This is a genomic window from Pantoea sp. nfd-35, from assembly GCF_056892255.1.
Map to the genome: position 1 here is coordinate 2029825 of NZ_CP122403.1, position 16389 is coordinate 2046213.

Annotated in this window: 15 protein-coding genes and 1 pseudogene; 7 read left to right on the forward strand and 9 right to left on the reverse strand. The window is 53.1% G+C overall.

The features are described from left to right. The first annotated feature begins 97 nt into the window (after window positions 1-97). Window positions 98-1216: pseudogene (gene rnd, locus P9J57_RS09460) on the forward strand (ribonuclease D). Window positions 1217-1268: 52 nt separating this feature from the next. Here rnd and minE read toward each other — a convergent pair. The 3 genes from minE to minC are packed head-to-tail and all read right to left on the reverse strand — an operon-like array spanning window position 1269 to window position 3086. Further along, the gene (minE, locus tag P9J57_RS09465; RefSeq protein ID WP_010616394.1) at window positions 1269-1538 is read right to left on the reverse strand and encodes a cell division topological specificity factor MinE; all 270 of its coding nucleotides are present in this window, start codon (window positions 1536-1538) and stop codon (window positions 1269-1271) included. 3 nt (window positions 1539-1541) lie between these two features. Then, complete coding sequence (gene minD / locus P9J57_RS09470; RefSeq protein ID WP_014593844.1) at window positions 1542-2354, reverse strand: septum site-determining protein MinD; 813 nt, start codon at window positions 2352-2354, stop codon at window positions 1542-1544. Window positions 2355-2387: 33 nt separating this feature from the next. Continuing rightward, a complete protein-coding gene (gene minC, locus P9J57_RS09475; RefSeq protein WP_013026006.1) occupies window positions 2388-3086 on the reverse strand; it encodes a septum site-determining protein MinC in 699 nt (232 codons plus the stop codon). 154 nt (window positions 3087-3240) lie between these two features. On the opposite strand from minC, the gene P9J57_RS09480 reads away from it, so the two are divergent. From P9J57_RS09480 to P9J57_RS09490, 3 genes are all read left to right on the forward strand, one after another. Then, window positions 3241-3516 carry a YcgL domain-containing protein gene (locus tag P9J57_RS09480; protein ID WP_013026005.1) on the forward strand — a complete coding sequence of 92 codons (276 nt, stop codon included), beginning with the start codon at window positions 3241-3243 and terminating at the stop codon, window positions 3514-3516. 295 nt (window positions 3517-3811) lie between these two features. Beyond that, complete coding sequence (locus P9J57_RS09485) at window positions 3812-4471, forward strand: fumarylacetoacetate hydrolase family protein (RefSeq protein ID WP_483279482.1); 660 nt, start codon at window positions 3812-3814, stop codon at window positions 4469-4471. A 63-nt stretch (window positions 4472-4534) separates the two neighbouring features. Further along, entirely contained in the window at window positions 4535-4981 is a 447-nt protein-coding gene (locus P9J57_RS09490; protein WP_013026002.1) for a YcgN family cysteine cluster protein, read from the forward strand. 41 nt (window positions 4982-5022) lie between these two features. Here the strand turns inward: P9J57_RS09490 and dsbB are convergent, their stop codons facing one another. Next, window positions 5023-5553, reverse strand: coding sequence for a disulfide bond formation protein DsbB (gene dsbB / locus P9J57_RS09495; protein ID WP_024472129.1), 531 nt, complete (start codon window positions 5551-5553; stop codon window positions 5023-5025). A gap of 380 nt (window positions 5554-5933) precedes the next feature. Here dsbB and fadR point away from each other — a divergent pair, with 380 nt between their 5' ends. Next, complete coding sequence (gene fadR, locus P9J57_RS09500) at window positions 5934-6653, forward strand: fatty acid metabolism transcriptional regulator FadR (RefSeq protein ID WP_013026000.1); 720 nt, start codon at window positions 5934-5936, stop codon at window positions 6651-6653. Between the two features lie 46 nt (window positions 6654-6699). On the opposite strand, the gene P9J57_RS09505 is transcribed toward fadR, so the two are convergent. Continuing rightward, on the reverse strand, window positions 6700-8235 hold the full coding sequence (locus P9J57_RS09505; protein ID WP_104933418.1) for a SpoVR family protein: 1536 nt from the start codon (window positions 8233-8235) through the stop codon (window positions 6700-6702). Window positions 8236-8738: 503 nt separating this feature from the next. Here P9J57_RS09505 and P9J57_RS09510 point away from each other — a divergent pair. Continuing rightward, window positions 8739-10040, forward strand: a complete 1302-nt coding sequence (locus tag P9J57_RS09510; RefSeq protein WP_483279483.1) for a D-amino acid dehydrogenase — start codon at window positions 8739-8741, stop codon at window positions 10038-10040. Window positions 10041-10058: 18 nt separating this feature from the next. Beyond that, the gene (gene dadX / locus P9J57_RS09515; RefSeq protein ID WP_014593840.1) at window positions 10059-11129 is read left to right on the forward strand and encodes a catabolic alanine racemase DadX; all 1071 of its coding nucleotides are present in this window, start codon (window positions 10059-10061) and stop codon (window positions 11127-11129) included. On the opposite strand, the gene P9J57_RS09520 is transcribed toward dadX, so the two are convergent. The 4 genes from P9J57_RS09520 to P9J57_RS09535 all read right to left on the reverse strand — a co-directional run bounded on the left by P9J57_RS09520 (window position 11122) and on the right by P9J57_RS09535 (window position 16317). Beyond that, window positions 11122-12315, reverse strand: a complete 1194-nt coding sequence (locus tag P9J57_RS09520) for a multidrug effflux MFS transporter (RefSeq protein WP_024472131.1) — start codon at window positions 12313-12315, stop codon at window positions 11122-11124. The two genes, dadX and P9J57_RS09520, sit on opposite strands and share 8 nt — an antisense overlap. Window positions 12316-12436: 121 nt before the next feature. Then, the gene (gene wbaP / locus P9J57_RS09525) at window positions 12437-13903 is read right to left on the reverse strand and encodes an undecaprenyl-phosphate galactose phosphotransferase WbaP (protein ID WP_014605710.1); all 1467 of its coding nucleotides are present in this window, start codon (window positions 13901-13903) and stop codon (window positions 12437-12439) included. 376 nt (window positions 13904-14279) lie between these two features. Continuing rightward, window positions 14280-14513, reverse strand: coding sequence for a DUF1480 family protein (locus tag P9J57_RS09530; protein WP_013025994.1), 234 nt, complete (start codon window positions 14511-14513; stop codon window positions 14280-14282). Between the two features lie 76 nt (window positions 14514-14589). After that, window positions 14590-16317, reverse strand: a complete 1728-nt coding sequence (locus P9J57_RS09535) for a potassium/proton antiporter (protein ID WP_019105126.1) — start codon at window positions 16315-16317, stop codon at window positions 14590-14592. Window positions 16318-16389: the final 72 nt, after the last annotated feature.

The window sequence follows — 16389 nt, forward strand, 5'->3', positions numbered from 1 at the left end:
CACCGTCAGGATTCAGGTTGAACGCCGGCTCTGTCCGGCGTTTTTATTGCTTTTAACATGGAGCACCGCACGTTGTCGGCTGCGGTGAAAACTGAACGTGAACTATTCCCTGATCGATAACGATGATCGCCTGGCCGAGGTGTGCAACAAAGCACGCCAGCATACGGCCGTCGCCCTGGATACGGAATTTGTCCGTACCCGTACCTACTATCCACAGCTGGGACTGATTCAGCTGTTTGATGGCGAACAGCTGGTGTTGATCGATCCGTTACCTGTGCGTGACTGGTCACCGTTTATCGAACTGTTAACGGATACCCGCGTCACGAAATTTTTGCACGCGGGCGGCGAAGATTTGGAAGTCTTCCTGCACCGTTTTGCGGTACTGCCACAGCCGATGATTGATACACAGATTCTGGCGGCCTTTAGCGGTCAACCGCTTTCCTGGGGATTTGCCTCCAGTGGCGCACTTTACCCAGGTCGAATTAGATAAGAGGTGAGGCGCGCACGGACTGGCTGGCGCGTCCGCTGACGGAACGGCAGTGCCAGTATGCCGCTGCCGACGTGCATTACCTGTTGCCGATTGCTCATCAACTCATGCAACAGGTTGAGCAGGCAGGGAACATGGCGGCGGCGCTGAGCGAATGTGAAAACCTGTGCCAGCGTCGGCTGGATAGCTTAGCGCCGGAAGATGCCTGGCGCGATATCACCAATGCCTGGCAGCTGCGTCCGCGCCAGCTGGCGGCGCTGCAACGCCTGGCGGCCTGGCGGCTCAAGGTTGCCCGAGAAAAAGACATGGCAGTGAATTTTGTGGTGCGGGAAGAGAACCTGTGGAAAGTCGCCCGTTTCATGCCGGGCTCGCAGGGTGAGTTAGATCACCTGGGCTTATCTGGCCATGAGATTCGTTTTCACGGCAGGGCGATGCTGGCGCAGGTCGCAGACGCAGCCGGACTGGCTGAAAGCGAGCTGCCGCCGCCGTTAAGCAATCTGGTCGATCATGTGAACTATAAGCGGGCGTTTAAAGCGATCAAAGCACTGGCAGCAGGTAAGTGAGCAGAGCGGGTTTAGTCAGGAGCTGCTGGCATCGCGCCGACAGATCAATCAGGTACTGAGTCAGCACTGGGGGCTGAAGCCACAAAACCGCGAACCTGAACTGTTATCAGGGTGGCGAGGCGACGTGCTGAAACCCGGCATTATGACCATCCTTGCCGAGATGTAAGAAATTTCCCCCTGCCAGTACAGCGCAGGGGAAAATCAGGAAACGGTCGACGTCATTTAGGCACGTCTTCCGTTTCAGGTAGCGTGACGTTCAGTTCCAGAATGGAGATATCATCCCCTTTCTGGTCGAGTTGAACCGTCACCATGTCCGGATCAATCTTCACGTACTTGCAAATCACTTCGAGAATGTCACGCTTAAGTTGCGGAAGATAGTGGGGCTCACTGTCGCCCCTTCTCCGTTCTGCCACAATAATCTGTAGCCTTTCCTTGGCTATGTTGGCAGTGTTCTTCTTCCGGGATAAAAAGAAATCAAGTAATGCCATGGTTTATCCCCCGAACAGGCGTTTCAGGAAACCCTTCTTCTCTTCTTCAATAAAGCGGAAGGGGCGACTTTCACCGAGTAACCGGTCAACGGTATCGGCATAGGCTTTACCAGCATCAGACTCACCATCGAGAATTACCGGCTCACCCTGGTTAGAGGCACGAAGAACCGACTGGTCTTCCGGGATGACGCCGACCAGAGGAATACGCAGGATTTCCAGAACATCTTCCATGCTCAGCATATCACCACGATTAACGCGGCCAGGATTGTAACGGGTCAGCAGCAGATGCTCTTTAACCGGTTCCTGACTGGTTTCCGCACGGCGGGATTTGGAAGAAATAATACCGAGAATACGGTCAGAGTCGCGTACAGAGGAAACTTCCGGGTTCGTGGTGATGATGGCTTCGTCGGCAAAATAGAGCGCCATTAACGCACCGGTTTCGATGCCGGCCGGCGAGTCACAAACGATGAAGTCAAACGCCATCTCTGCCAGATCGTTCAGCACCTTCTCAACACCTTCGCGGGTAAGGGCGTCTTTGTCGCGGGTCTGTGAGGCAGGCAGAATATAAAGTTGTTCTGTGCGCTTATCACGAATCAATGCCTGGTTCAGCGTGGCATCACCCTGAATGACATTAACAAAATCATAAACCACACGGCGTTCGCAGCCCATGATTAAATCAAGGTTACGCAGGCCGATATCAAAGTCGATGACAACCGTTTTTTTGCCTTTCTGCGCTAAACCGGTGGCGATGGCCGCGCTTGACGTGGTCTTACCAACGCCCCCTTTACCGGATGTAACTACAATAATGCGTGCCATAAATGTTGATTTCCTTAACGAAAGAAAAGGGGCCTAATTAAGTGTCTGGATAGTCAGCGCGCCGTCCTGAAGGCAGAGGCGTGCCGCTTTAGCAAAAAACGCTTCGGGGATTTGATCCATGATCCAGTACTCCCCGGCGATAGAAACCAACTCTGCTGCCAGGTTGGTGCAAAAAATCTGGCAATCTCTGTCACCGCTGGCACCCGCCAGCGCGCGGCCGCGCATCATGCCATAGATATGAATATTGCCATCGGCAACCAGTTCCGCGCCGGCGCTGACGCTGCTGGTGACAATCAAATCCGCATTGCGGGCATAGATTTGCTGACCAGAACGCACCGGCGTGTTAACGATGCGTGTTTTCGCCACCAGCGCTTCCGTCGCAACGGGTTTTGACTCCGGCTCCGGCGCTTCGCGCTTGTGGCTCTCTTTACCTTCGGCCAGCACCGGAAGACCGACGCGGGCGATCATTTTTTTCAGCGCCTCGTCTTTGCATCCACTGACGCCGACGATACGGAGCCCCGTTGCGCTGACGGCCTGCTGCATCTGTTTCCAGTTTACGGCCGCATCAAGGGCCGCAACATTCAGCACCACGGGTGCGTTTTTCAGGAAATCTGGCGCCTGGTCAATTTTGTCCTGTAGCGCTTTGCGGATCACCTCTGGCTCATGGTGATGCAAATGAACAACGGACAAGGTAAAACTGCTTCCCTTAAATTCGATTGGCGATTGCGGCATCTGTCCCGACTCAGTCCTGTTTTACTACCCTGTGCTAAGCGATCATAAAAGCATCGTTAAAGCGCGATCGGCGAATATTCGAAGTACTGCAAGCATGTTATAGTTACCGCTATATTCAAACAAGCCTCACGGCTGGTTAATTCGAGTAAAAAATATGTTTTGTGTGATCTACAGAAGTCCCGTCCGCGACCAGACTTATCTCTACGTTGAAAAAAAAGACGATTTTTCGCGCGTTCCTGAGGCCCTGCTAAAAGGCTTTGGTAAGCCTCAGTTAGCGATGGTGGTGAACCTGGCCCAGCGCGACAAACTGGCCAATGCGGACATCAATAAAGTGAAGCAGGGGTTAAGCGAGCAGGGATATTATTTGCAAATTCCACCACCCATCGAAAGTTTGTTAAAAACGCATCTCGAACTGGATAGAAAAGATTAACTCGGATTGTTCCTTTAATATAAATTTTGCAGGGCCGTCATCAGCAAATTTATATTCCCGTGAGGCTGAATAATAATTGCACAGTCGCGCCGCTGCGGCGCGCTGTTTGCAACCTGACCGGTCAGATGAAGGCGGCGACGCACAAATAGCCTGGCTGACTTATTGACAATTCTCGCGCATCTGTCAGGTTTATGCATCTCAGTGATAGCTGGCAGGCTGGCTTTAGGTGTTGTCTGTCAGTAACGTCAATCCGCCGACATGACTGGCATTTCGGCACTCTAAGCAGGGGATTAGCATGTATCAGCATCGTAACTGGCAAGGCGCTTTGTTAGATTATCCCGTGAGCAAAGTGGTTTGCGTGGGCAGCAACTATGCGAAACACATCAAAGAAATGGGCAGTGCGACACCGACCGAGCCGGTTATTTTTATTAAGCCGCAAACGGCCTTGTGCGATCTGCGCCAGCCTTTATCTGTTCCCGATGAGTTTGGTGAAGTGCACCACGAAGTTGAGCTGGCCGTACTGATAGGCACCACCCTGAAGCAGGCTTCAGAAGCGCACGTGGCGCAAGCGATCGCCGGTTACGGTGTGGCGCTGGATTTAACCCTGCGTGACCTGCAGGCAGGCTTAAAAAAAGCCGGGCAGCCGTGGGAAAAAGCGAAAGCCTTTGATAACGCCTGTCCGGTGTCGGGATTTATTCCGGTCGCTGAGTTCTCAGGCGACCCGCAGAATACCGAGCTGAAGCTGGTGGTCAACGGTGAGGTTCGCCAGCAGGGCAACACCGCCGATATGATCCACAAAATTCTGCCACTGATTGCACATATGAGTCAGTATTTTACCCTGCATGCGGGTGATGTCATCCTGACCGGCACGCCTGAAGGCGTGGGGCCGATGCGCTCGGGCGATACGCTTGAGGTTTCTGTTGCGGGCCACGGCATCAGCACGCGCGTACTCTAAAACTTGCATCATCGCGTCAATATCTTTATAAGGTGCGGTTTAGGCTAAATCTGGACAATCATCATGACTGAAACCCCTTTCTGGCAACATAAGCGCCTGGCACAAATGAGCGATGAGGAATGGGAATCCTTGTGTGATGGTTGTGGCCAGTGCTGCCTGAACAAATTACAGGACGCCGATACGGATGAAATCTATTTCACCAACGTCGCCTGTAATCAGCTCAATATAAAGACCTGTCAGTGTCGCAATTACGAACGTCGGTTTGAATTTGAAGAAGACTGTATCAAGCTGACGCGCGAAAACCTGACCACCTTCAACTGGCTGCCCCGTACCTGCGCCTACCGGCTGCTGGGCGAGGGGAAGCCGCTCCCGGCCTGGCATCCGCTGCGCGCGGGCTCCAAAACTGAGATGCATGCTCAACGTATTTCGGTGCGTTATATTGCGGTGCGGGAAAGCGAAGTGCGTGACTGGGAAGATCATATTATTGATCGGCCGGATCGTAACGGCTGATGCACATACATTAAAGGCTGCCAGTGGCAGCCTTTTTAACGTTAGCGGCCAAATAGATCCCGGCGCTTAGGTTTTAACGGCTGCGCGATCAGAACCAAAATGCCGACCAGCAGATAGGCAGCGAAAACACCGATCATCCACTGTGGCATGCTGAGCGACAGGAATTCCCACCCACGATCTGAGCAGTCTCCGCTGGCGACGAACACCGACGGTAGCCATTTATCCAGCGGCAGCCACGTTGGAAAACGGGCCGCGAAATCACAGGTCACAAAAGGATTGGGATGCAGCAGGATCATCGTGTGTTCGTAAGACAGCCGCAGGCCTTCCCAGGCGCTGTAGATCCAGACCAGAATGGCCACCAGCCGCAACGGTGAACGTGGTAGAAGAAACCCGATAAGCCCTGCAGCCACTACGCCAAACAGCGCACAGCGCACATAAATACACATTACACAGGGTTTGAAGCCCAAACCATACTGGAACCACAACGCCGTAAGCTCCAAGGCCAGTGCAGAGAGGGCCAGTAATAACCAGGCCCCGCGACCACGCGAACATTGGTTTAAATATCGCAACATATTGCATTCCCTGTAAACGTTAATGCCCCGCAGTGTAAACCAAAAGTCGCTGCGCGCCATCCTGCGTTGGGTAAAAATTATGTACAAACATGACCTGGCACTGATCCAGATTAATGACTTAACAAAAATTCTGATAACCGCGTGATATTGATGTTCTTTTGCGCGTCACATCCCGCAAGCGAGGGAACCGCGTGGTAGCAATGCGCCCGCCCAAAACGCTGAGGTAAGGCTGGCGTAAATACGGCCGTAATGATCGCGGTAATCTGTCTTAATTTTGTGCTAAACCGCGCTTTTAATGGTTGTGCAGTCTGTATCCGCTATAGGGCGTCTGGTATGATGAGTCCCCATTACGATCCAGAAAGCAATGAGAACACACAGTTATGGTTATTAAGGCGCAGAGTCCAGCCGGATTTGCTGAAGAGTATATAATTGAAAGCATCTGGAACAGCCGTTTTCCGCCTGGATCCATTCTTCCTGCTGAACGTGAGCTTTCTGAACTGATTGGTGTAACACGTACCACATTGCGCGAAGTGCTGCAGCGTCTGGCGCGTGACGGCTGGCTGACGATTCAGCACGGCAAACCTACTCGCGTGAATAATTTTTGGGAAACCTCGGGTCTTAATATTCTTGAAACCCTGGCGCGTCTCGATCATGACAGCGTACCCGCCCTGATCGATAACCTGTTATCTGTCCGAACCAATATTTCTTCGATCTTTATCAGTCGCGCCTTACGCCATTATCCAGAGAAGGCACGCGAGGTGCTGGAAGCCGTAAACAGTGCTGAAGACCAGGTAGACAGCTATACCGAACTGGATTACCGGGTGTTTCGCGGGCTGGCGTTCGCATCAGGCAACCCAATTTATGGCCTGATCCTGAATGGGCTGAAAGGGCTTTACACCCGCGTTGGACGCCACTACTTTTCCAACCCGGAAGCGCGTAAGGTGGCACGCGATTTTTATCAAACGCTGCTCAACCTGTGTGACAAAGAGCCTACTCAGGACGAAATCGTTGAATGTGTCCGTCGCTATGGTCGTCAGAGTGGCGATATCTGGCATTCGATGCAAAAAACGTTGCCGGACGATTTAGGCAGCAAACGTTAATAAAAAACCGGACATGGCGTCCGGTTTTTTTTATTCCCCATTCCGCTTAAAGCGGGGAGTTACGCGGTGGATTACGGTCCAGTAGCTCAACGCTCCCGTCTTCGTTTTGCTGTTCCAGAATAACGTCAAATCCCCATAGTCGTTGCACGTGTTTAAGCACTTCCCGGCGGCTTTTGTCCAGCGGCGCACGGCTCTGCGGGACATAGCGCAGCGTCAGGGAACGATCGCCACGCAGGTCAACGTTGTAAACCTGAATGTTGGGCTCCAGGTTACTCAGGTTGTACTGAGCGGAGAGCTGCTGACGAATCGCACGGTAGCCCGCCTCATCGTGGATGGCAGCGATCTCCAGAAAGTTATTACGATCGTCATCCAGCACGGTAAACAGGCGGAAATCGCGCATAACCTTTGGCGACAGGAACTGACTGATAAAACTTTCATCCTTGAATTCACGCATCGCGAAATGCAGGGTTTTTAGCCAGTCAGAACCTGCAATATCCGGGAACCAGTAGCGATCTTCTTCGGTTGGCGACTGGCAAATGCGCTTGATGTCCTGGAACATCGCAAAACCTAATGCATAGGGGTTGATCCCGCTATACCACTGGCTGTTATACGGTGGCTGATAGATGACGTTGGTATGGCTGTGGAGAAACTCCATCATGAAGCGCTCGGACACTTTGCCTTCATCGTACAGGTGGTTCAGGATGGTGTAGTGCCAGAAGGTGGCCCAGCCTTCATTCATGACCTGGGTTTGTTTCTGGGGATAGAAATACTGGCTCACCTTACGCACTATGCGCAGAATCTCCCGCTGCCAGGATTCGAGCAGGGGCGCGTTCTTTTCCATAAAGTAGAGCAGGTTTTCCTGCGGCTCTGAAGGGTAACGCGCGGCCTCAACCAGCGTGGCTTCTTTCTCTTTGCGCGGCAGCGTACGCCAGAGCGTGTTCACCTGACTCTGCAGATACTCTTCACGGCTTTTTTGCCGCGCTTTCTCTTCCTGCAACGAAATTTTCTGGGGACGCTTGTAGCGATCAACACCGTAGTTCATCAACGCGTGGCAGGAATCAAGCAGGCGTTCCACTTCTTCAACCCCGTAACGCTCCTCGCAGTCAGAAATATAATTCTTTGCAAACAACAGATAATCCACGATGGAGCTGGCATCGGTCCAACTACGAAACAGGTAATTATTCTTGAAGAAGGAGTTGTGCCCGTAGCAGGCGTGCGCCATCACCAGCGCCTGCATGGTCATCGTGTTCTCTTCCATCAGATAGGCGATGCAGGGATTGGAATTGATCACGATTTCGTAAGCCAGGCCCTGCTGGCCGTGCTTATAGCGCTGCTCGGTCTCAATAAATTTTTTGCCAAAAGACCAGTGCGAGTAGTTGATGGGCATCCCTACGCTTGAGTAGGCGTCCATCATTTGCTCTGAGGTGATCACTTCTATTTGGTGCGGGTAGGTATCCAGACCGTAGTGTTTGGCTACGCGGTCGATTTCAGCGAGATAGACATCGAGCAGGTCGAAGGTCCAGTCGGGTCCATCGCTGATGCGTTTGCTGTCCATGAGTGAATCGTCAAAGATTGTTGTCATAGCGCACCTCTGTTTTGGCGAACGGACTCACGCGGTGGGGTTGCCCGTTGCGATTTATTTAAGGCTCTTCCTGAGAAAGGGAACCCAAAAAAACTGAGTGAACATATCAATGATAGTTCACTGTCGCTTATCCGATCCGGGAACTCAAACGAATTCTTTGGCAGAAAAATCATTTCAGGTTTAAGGGGTTGGGATTAAATAGCTCTACCGACTACATTGTAGGTATTTATTAGCACAATATTCTGGAGTTGGGCCAAAAGGCGCGCTTTGAATGATTCTCCTGAAAGTGGTGGAATTAACTATAGACAATGTCATTTATGCCTGCTTTTTTCACTATTGGCGCATAACTCTCTGAATTTAAGTGGGTGAAATGATTTTAGTTACCTGCGGATGAAAAAAGAGGTGAAATAGTTGAATTGTTTAGAGGATGTTTCCACTTTGTGATCACACTGAATGTAAACCATTGCACAGTGGATTATGCTTTTTAAATTCGCGGGGGACTTATGCACGTAGTGATTCTTGGGAGTGGCGTAGTAGGGGTAACGAGCGCATGGTATCTGGCGCGTGCCGGACACCAGGTCACCGTGATCGATCGTCAGCCTCAGCCTGCGATGGAAACCAGTGCCGCCAATGCCGGGCAAATCTCCCCCGGTTATGCTGCCCCCTGGGCGGCGCCGGGCGTGCCGCTTAAAGCGATGAAGTGGATGTTTCAGCGCCATGCGCCGCTGGCTATCCGTCTGGACGGCAGTCGCTTCCAGCTCGAATGGATGTGGAACATGCTGCGCAATTGCGATATGCGTCACTACCAGCAAAACAAAAGCCGTATGGTCCGCCTGGCCGAATACAGCCGTGACTGTCTCAAAGCGTTGCGTGCGGAAACCGGCATCGCCTATGAAGGTCGTCAGGGCGGCACGCTGCAGCTGTTTCGAACCCAGCAGCAGTTCGACAGCGCCAGCAAAGATATTGCGGTGCTACGCGAGGCCGGTGTGCCCTATGAATTACTGGAGGCGCACCAGCTGGCCAGCGTGGAACCGGCACTGGCAGTAACACAGCATAAACTCACTGGCGGCTTGCGCCTGCCTAACGATGAAACCGGCGATTGCCAGCTTTTCACGCAGCGTCTGGCCAAAATGGCTGAAGAGGCTGGCGTTGTCTTCCGGTTTAATACGCCGATCGATCAGCTCCTGCGTGATGGTAATCGTATTTATGGGGTGAAGTGCGGTGAGGAAGTGATCAAAGGTGACAGCTATGTGGTTGCGCTGGGATCCTACTCAACCTCGTTGATGAAAAACATCGTCGATATTCCTGTTTACCCGCTCAAAGGCTATTCCCTGACCATACCGGTGACCAATCCCGATGCCGCCCCGGTTTCAACGATCCTCGATGAAACCTATAAAGTGGCGGTGACACGCTTCGATAACCGTATTCGCGTCGGCGGTATGGCGGAGATTGTGGGTTTTAACACCAAACTGCTGGAGGCGCGTCGCGAAACGCTGGAGATGGTGGTCACAGATCTCTATCCTGAGGGGGGAGATGTCAGTCAGGCCAGCTTCTGGACCGGTCTGCGTCCCATGACGCCAGACGGGACGCCGGTGGTCGGTGCCACGCCGCTTTCGAATCTTTTCCTGAATACCGGCCACGGCACGTTGGGATGGACAATGGCGTGCGGCTCCGGTCAGTTACTGGCTGACGTCATATCCGGTACCTCATCCGCGATAGCCGCGGACGATCTTACCGTCTTTCGTTATTTACCCGGTTTTGCGGCGACCCGATCGCCGCTTCGTAACGTTAACGCAGTACGTTAAGCCTTCAGGGAGAGGAATATGTCACGTCCAATTGTCGCGACCATCGATCAACAGGCGTTGCGACATAATCTGGCGATTGTGCGCCGGGCGGCCCCGACGTCACGCGTCTGGTCAGTGGTAAAAGCCAACGCTTACGGTCACGGCATCGCCCGCGTATGGGAAAGCCTGTCCGCCACGGATGGTTTCGCGCTACTCAACATGGAAGAGGCCATTTTGCTGCGCGAGCAGGGTTGGAAGAAGCCGATATTGCTGCTTGAAGGCTTTTTTCACCCTGACGATCTGGCATTGATTGATCGCTACCGGCTGACGACCAGCGTGCACAGCAACTGGCAAATTCACGCCCTGGCAAACGCCACGCTCTCTGCGCCCGTTGATCTCTATCTCAAGATCAACAGCGGCATGAACCGGCTGGGGTTTCGTCCTGAACAGGTCAACGGAATCTGGCATAAGCTGCGTGCGCTCGAAAATGTCGGAGACATTACCCTGATGGCGCACTTTGCCGATGCGGAAAATCCTGACGGAATCGTCGAGCCGCTTAAACGCATCGCACAGGCTACGGAAGGGCTGGACAGTCCGGTGTCATTATCCAATTCGGCCTGCACGTTGTGGCATCCTGAAGCGCATTACGACTGGGTACGTCCGGGCATCATCTTGTATGGCGCTTCGCCAAGCGGGAACTGGCAGGATATCGCCAGCAGCGGACTAAAACCGGTCATGACGCTGAGCAGTGAGATTATCGGCGTACAGCAGCTGCAGGCCGGTGATGGCGTCGGCTATGGTTATCGCTATCATGCAACCCAGCCGCAGCGTATCGGCGTGGTTGCCTGCGGTTATGCGGACGGCTATCCACGTCATGCGCCGACAGGAACCCCGGTTGCCGTTGACGGGATAATGACGCAGGTTGTCGGCGCGGTTTCGATGGATATGATAACGGTGGATCTCACGCCGTGCCCGCAGGCTGGCATTGGCTCGTCCGTGGAGTTATGGGGGGAAAATGTCAAAATCGATCAGGTGGCGAAAGCAGCCGGAACGGTGGGCTATGAGCTGATGTGCGCGCTGGCCCCTCGCGTTCCGGTTAAAATCAGTTAACGGCGGTAATCCGGCTTTGCATTTTCTTACTGCAGCGCCAGGCCAGGAAGGCCAGCGCTGCGCCCAGCAGCATCATCAACGTTAATGACAGTTTCTCCGCTACCGGCAGAGCCACCACGATCAGGCTGCCTGCTGCGCCTCCCGCCATCTGGATAAATCCCTGCAGCGCCGAGGCCACGCCTGCCTGCTGCTGAAAGGGTTCCAGCGCATAGCTGGTTGCTGGCCCAACGGTGAAAGCCAGCCCGGCTACGGCGACCGCCACCGGGAACATATACAGCGCCCAATGGAACTGCAGGCTGTCAGGCAACAAGGTCATTCCCGCCACGAGCAGAACGGCACCCGTCAACATGGTGATAAAACCGATGGCAAGGCAAAATGGTCGGCCCGCTTTGCGAATCGCTTTATTCACCACCACGCTGACCAGCATGATCCAAAAACCATTTGCACCAAAGGCAAACGAGAAGGCCAGAGGCGAAAGTCCCCCTTCGGTCATTAATACCTGCGGGGCCAGCGAGACATAGGTCAGCACCATCCCCAGCGCGCCGGCATTGGCAAAGGCAAACGCCAAAAAGCGCGGCTGGCGGAGAATCGCGGCGTACTGGTTTACCGGAAGGCCCTTCACGCGCAGCGTATCCGCCGGACGCGTTTCAGGCAGCCAGATGATGACCATTAGCATCACGACTGCCGCATAGGCACACAGGAACCAGAACGGCGCGCGCCAGTCGAAGGCGCTGGCCAGAATGCCACCCAGCAACGGCGCCAGAGCAGGCACAATATTCAGTGCCCCGTTCAGGAAGCCGTAAGCCCGGGCGGCGTCATCACCACTGAGTCGGTCACGCACGCCGCTAAAAGCCACCACCGCGCTGCAGCAGACCGCGCAGCCCTGAACCAGTCGGGCAATTAAAAATAGCGGGAAAGTGGTCGCCGTCGCGGCAATGACGCTGCCGGCGATGTACAGCGCCAGGCCCAGTAAGGCGATGGGCTTACGGCCATAGTTGTCCACCAGCGGGCCACTGACCAACTGTCCCAGCCCCATAATCAGTAAGAAAAGCGGGATCGTGGTTTGTACCAGGGCGACGGGCGTCGATAAGCCTTCAGCAATCTGCGGCAGCGTGGGTAAATAGAGATCAATGCCTAAAGGTGCCAGCAGCACCAGGCTCAATAGCAATAAGGTATATTTTTGCATAGCAACCAGAGGGTAAACGTTCGATAAAGCGAGGAAAGAGGGTAATGATTAACAGCGAAAAAGGAAAGCAAATTACCGGGAGAAATGGCGATGCCTGCTGAAACAGGCATCGCATGCTAAATCAGTAGGCGCCGTCGCGGCGGAAAACCACACCGGCCGTTTTAAACAGGATGGCGATGTCTGTCCATAACGCCCAGTTTTTAACATACCAGGAGTCGAAATAGACGCGGGTATCGTAATCAATATCGTTACGTCCGCTGACCTGCCATAGCCCAGTCATTCCCGGTTTCGCCATCAGGTAGTAATCCACATCGCCGGCGTAGCGCTCAAGCTCAGCCTCAATCACCGGACGCGGCCCCACCAGGCTCATCTCCCCGCGGATCACGTTCCACAGCTGCGGCAGCTCATCCAGGCTGGTTTTACGCAGGAAGCCGCCGATGCGGGTAATACGCGGATCCTTCTTGAGCTTAAAGTCTTTGTCCCATTCCCGACGCGCTTCTTCACTGGTTGCCAGCAAGCTTTCCAGCACCTCTTTGGAATTGGTCACCATTGAGCGGAACTTCAGACACTTGAACTTTCTGCCATCCTGCCCGATACGTTCGTGACCATAGATGGCATTGCCCCCATCACGCTTGACCATATAGCAGAGCAGGGCAAAGACCGGTGCCAGGAACAGCAGCAGTAACGACGCCACAACAATATCGAAACTGCGCTTAAGGAAACGTGACGAATGCTTTGCCAGGTTATTACTGACGCGCAAAATCATCACTTCATGGCTAAAGATAAACGACATATCCGTGCCGTAAAGCGGGACGCCACGCAGGGTTGGGATCACCGACACTGACCGGCAGTTCATTTTTGACAGAAACTTCAACCAGCGATCGCGCTCCGGCTGCTGCTCGTACTCCATCGCGACAATAAACTGCACGTTGTCGCGATCGATGGTGCTCCAGTTAATATCGTTGGCAGAAATGACCGGTACGCCATTCACGCTCTGCTGCAGCGGCGCATCTTCTACGGAAATAAATGCCTGAACGTTATATCCCAGGATTTCTTCACTTTGTAAGGCCGCATAGGCTTCGGTAGCGTTACGGCCAGAGCCAATAATGATGGTTTCTTTTTGCCACTGACCGGCTTTATTAATGGCACTTTTAACGCCTGCGCGCAGCAGCGGCAGCAGCAGCAGGGCATAGCTCCAGCTGAACACCCACACCATGCGGGAGAAGTCCCATTTAGAAAACGCGATTAATGCCAGATCGAGCAGGGAGAAAACAACCAGTGTTTTCACAATTTCTTTCAGTTCGAACCAAAAGGGTTTGCGGTAGGTGTAGTGACGCAGGCGCATCCAAAACCAGCCGGTACATAATACCGACATAATAAACTGCGCAATAAAACGGTTTTCAATTTGATGCGGCGGAATAAACGCATCCAAATCTCCCCAAATACCCTGCACGGTAGCGGCAGAGAGAAACAGCGCCAGGTTCAGCGCAATAAGGTCTGAAAAACTCAGTGCAAACTTTACCAGAATATTCTTACGAAGACCGCTCCATGAGCGACTCGCATTGTTTATTACCATTGTACTTGCCATAAAACCTGCTCTCTTAATTAAGTAAAAGATGGCCTGACCAGAATCAAGTACGCGTTCAGGGGTTAACGACTGAAAACCCGAAACCGGGATGTTTTCAGTTTGTTACAGTCATTAGAGCCATTGATGCTACAAATAAACCGTTACTAAGCGTGATTTGAGTCACGTAAAATTGCAGCACTGAAAGAGAGTATGCAGGAGATATTTGACGGAGTTAATACGGAAGAATTCTTAAAAAACCAGGTGAAAATTGCGCAGAATTGGCTTAAATGGCTGATTTGGAAAATAATATTTTAAAAGTATAACCTATAAGCCGTGCGGCCAGGGCCACTTTTTAGGAATTACCGCCAAATCAACTGACTGGCGGTAATACTCAGGCTCAGGCCGGTTCTTTTAATACCCACCGGTCTTGCTGCTTATCGTAGTGAGCGATATGTAAAATGACCTCTTTATCGTCGATCCATGCCGGAACGCTGGTGTCGTGATCCCAGCCGTCGAGCTGATAGCTCAGTCCGGGGTTGGTGTGGCAGGGAATACTCACTGTCAGCGGTTTTTCGCTGCTGAATTCTGCATCGACAATTTCGTAGCGACCAATTTTAACCACGTGACCCATGGATAACTCCCGTTTTCACTGAATGTTATAAAAGCGTAGTGCAATTCAGCCTATTTAACGCGCCAGCGAAGTAAGATTATTCTTTGTCTTCACTTGGGCGCACACCAATTTTCACAATCTGATTATCTTCTTTTTCCGCCACGGTCCAGGTCAGTTGATTCCATTCAACCTGATCGCCCACGACGGGCGTGCCACCCAGCATGCCAAGCATCAGCTGCCCGAGCGATTGTTGAGCATTGGTCTGTTCGTCCAGTTCAAGGCCGTAAATTTGCGCCACGTCGTTCAGGCGCGCGTCGGCATCCAGAATAAAGTCACCAAAGAAACGCTGATCCAGCGCGACGGGCGGCGACTGACTGAACATTTTTCCTAGCGCAGGCAGGTCACGCTCGCGTCCAATCACGCAGATAACGTCGTTTTCTTTTAATCGTGTCGCCCCGTTGGGATGCATCAGCACATTATCCCGAAACAGGGCAGCAATGCGGGTTTCACGCGGCATCTGTAAATCACGCAGCGCAGCGCCCACGCACCATTTGTCGGCACTGAGCTGGTAAACAAACTGCTCCCAGGGATTTTCCGGGTGGATATCTAACCCAATTCGGCTGACAGGCGATGCCGTGGGCGGTACCACCACTTTGGCTTTTTTTGCCGCATAGCCCAGAGAGGTGCCCTGCAGCATCAGGGAGACCAGCACGACAAAGAAGGCGATGTTGAAATAGAGTGATGCGTTTTCAAGTCCGGCCATCATCGGGAATACCGCCAGGATGATCGGAACCGCGCCCCGCAGGCCTACCCAGCTGATAAAAATCCGTTCACGGCCTGTAAAACCGCGGAAGGGCAACAGGCCGATAAACACGGAGAGGGGGCGCGCAACCAAAATCAACCACAGGGAGAGGATCATTGCCGGAACCGCAATATGCCAGAGATCGGAAGGTGTGACCAACAGGCCCAGCACGATAAACATCCCTATCTGACTGAGCCACGCCATACCGTCAAAGGTTTGCAGAATGCCAAATCGGTTACGGATGGGGCTGTTACCCAGTAAAAAGCCGCACAGATACACGGCCAGAATGCCGCTGCCTTCCAGCACCGTTGTCAGGGCGAACACCAGAATCCCACCGCTGAGTGCCAACAAGGGATACAGGCCGGGTGCCAGGTTGATGCGGTTTATGAGCTGCTGCAGGGCCCAGCCGCCGCCCAGTCCAAGTACGATGCCCAGGCCGAACTGTTGGATGAGATGCACGAGAAACATCCAGTCAAGACCGGTTTTGCCCTGCTCGATCATTTCAATCAGCGTGATAGTGAGAAACACGGCCATGGGATCGTTGCTGCCTGACTCAATTTCCAGCGTTGAGCTGACGCGTTCGTTCAGGCCTTTATCCCCAAGCAGTGAAAAAACGGCTGCCGCATCGGTAGAGCCAATAATGGCACCGATCAGAAAGCCCTGCATCATATCCAGCCTGAAGAGCCAGGCCGCGACCACGCCGGTCAGGCCAGCCGTAATCATTACGCCTACCGTTGCCAGTGACAGGGCCGGCCCCAGCGCCACCTTGAAGGAGCTGGCTTTGGTACGCATCCCACCGTCCAGCAGGATAATCGCCAGGGCAAGGTTAGAGATAAGGTAAGCGGCGGGATAGTTATCGAAGGCGATGCCGCCAATGCCATCCACGCCGGCCAGCATGCCCAGTGCCAGAAATATCACCAGAATAGGAATGCCAAGACGGGATGAAAAAGAGCTGAGTAAGATACTCGACGCAACCAGCACGGAGCCAATAATAAAAAGACTATAAACAATAGTGTGGTTCAAACGCGGTCTCCTGAGATTCGGCAGTCAATGTCAGCTAATGTGTAGAAACATCCATGCTATCTCTGCAAGATA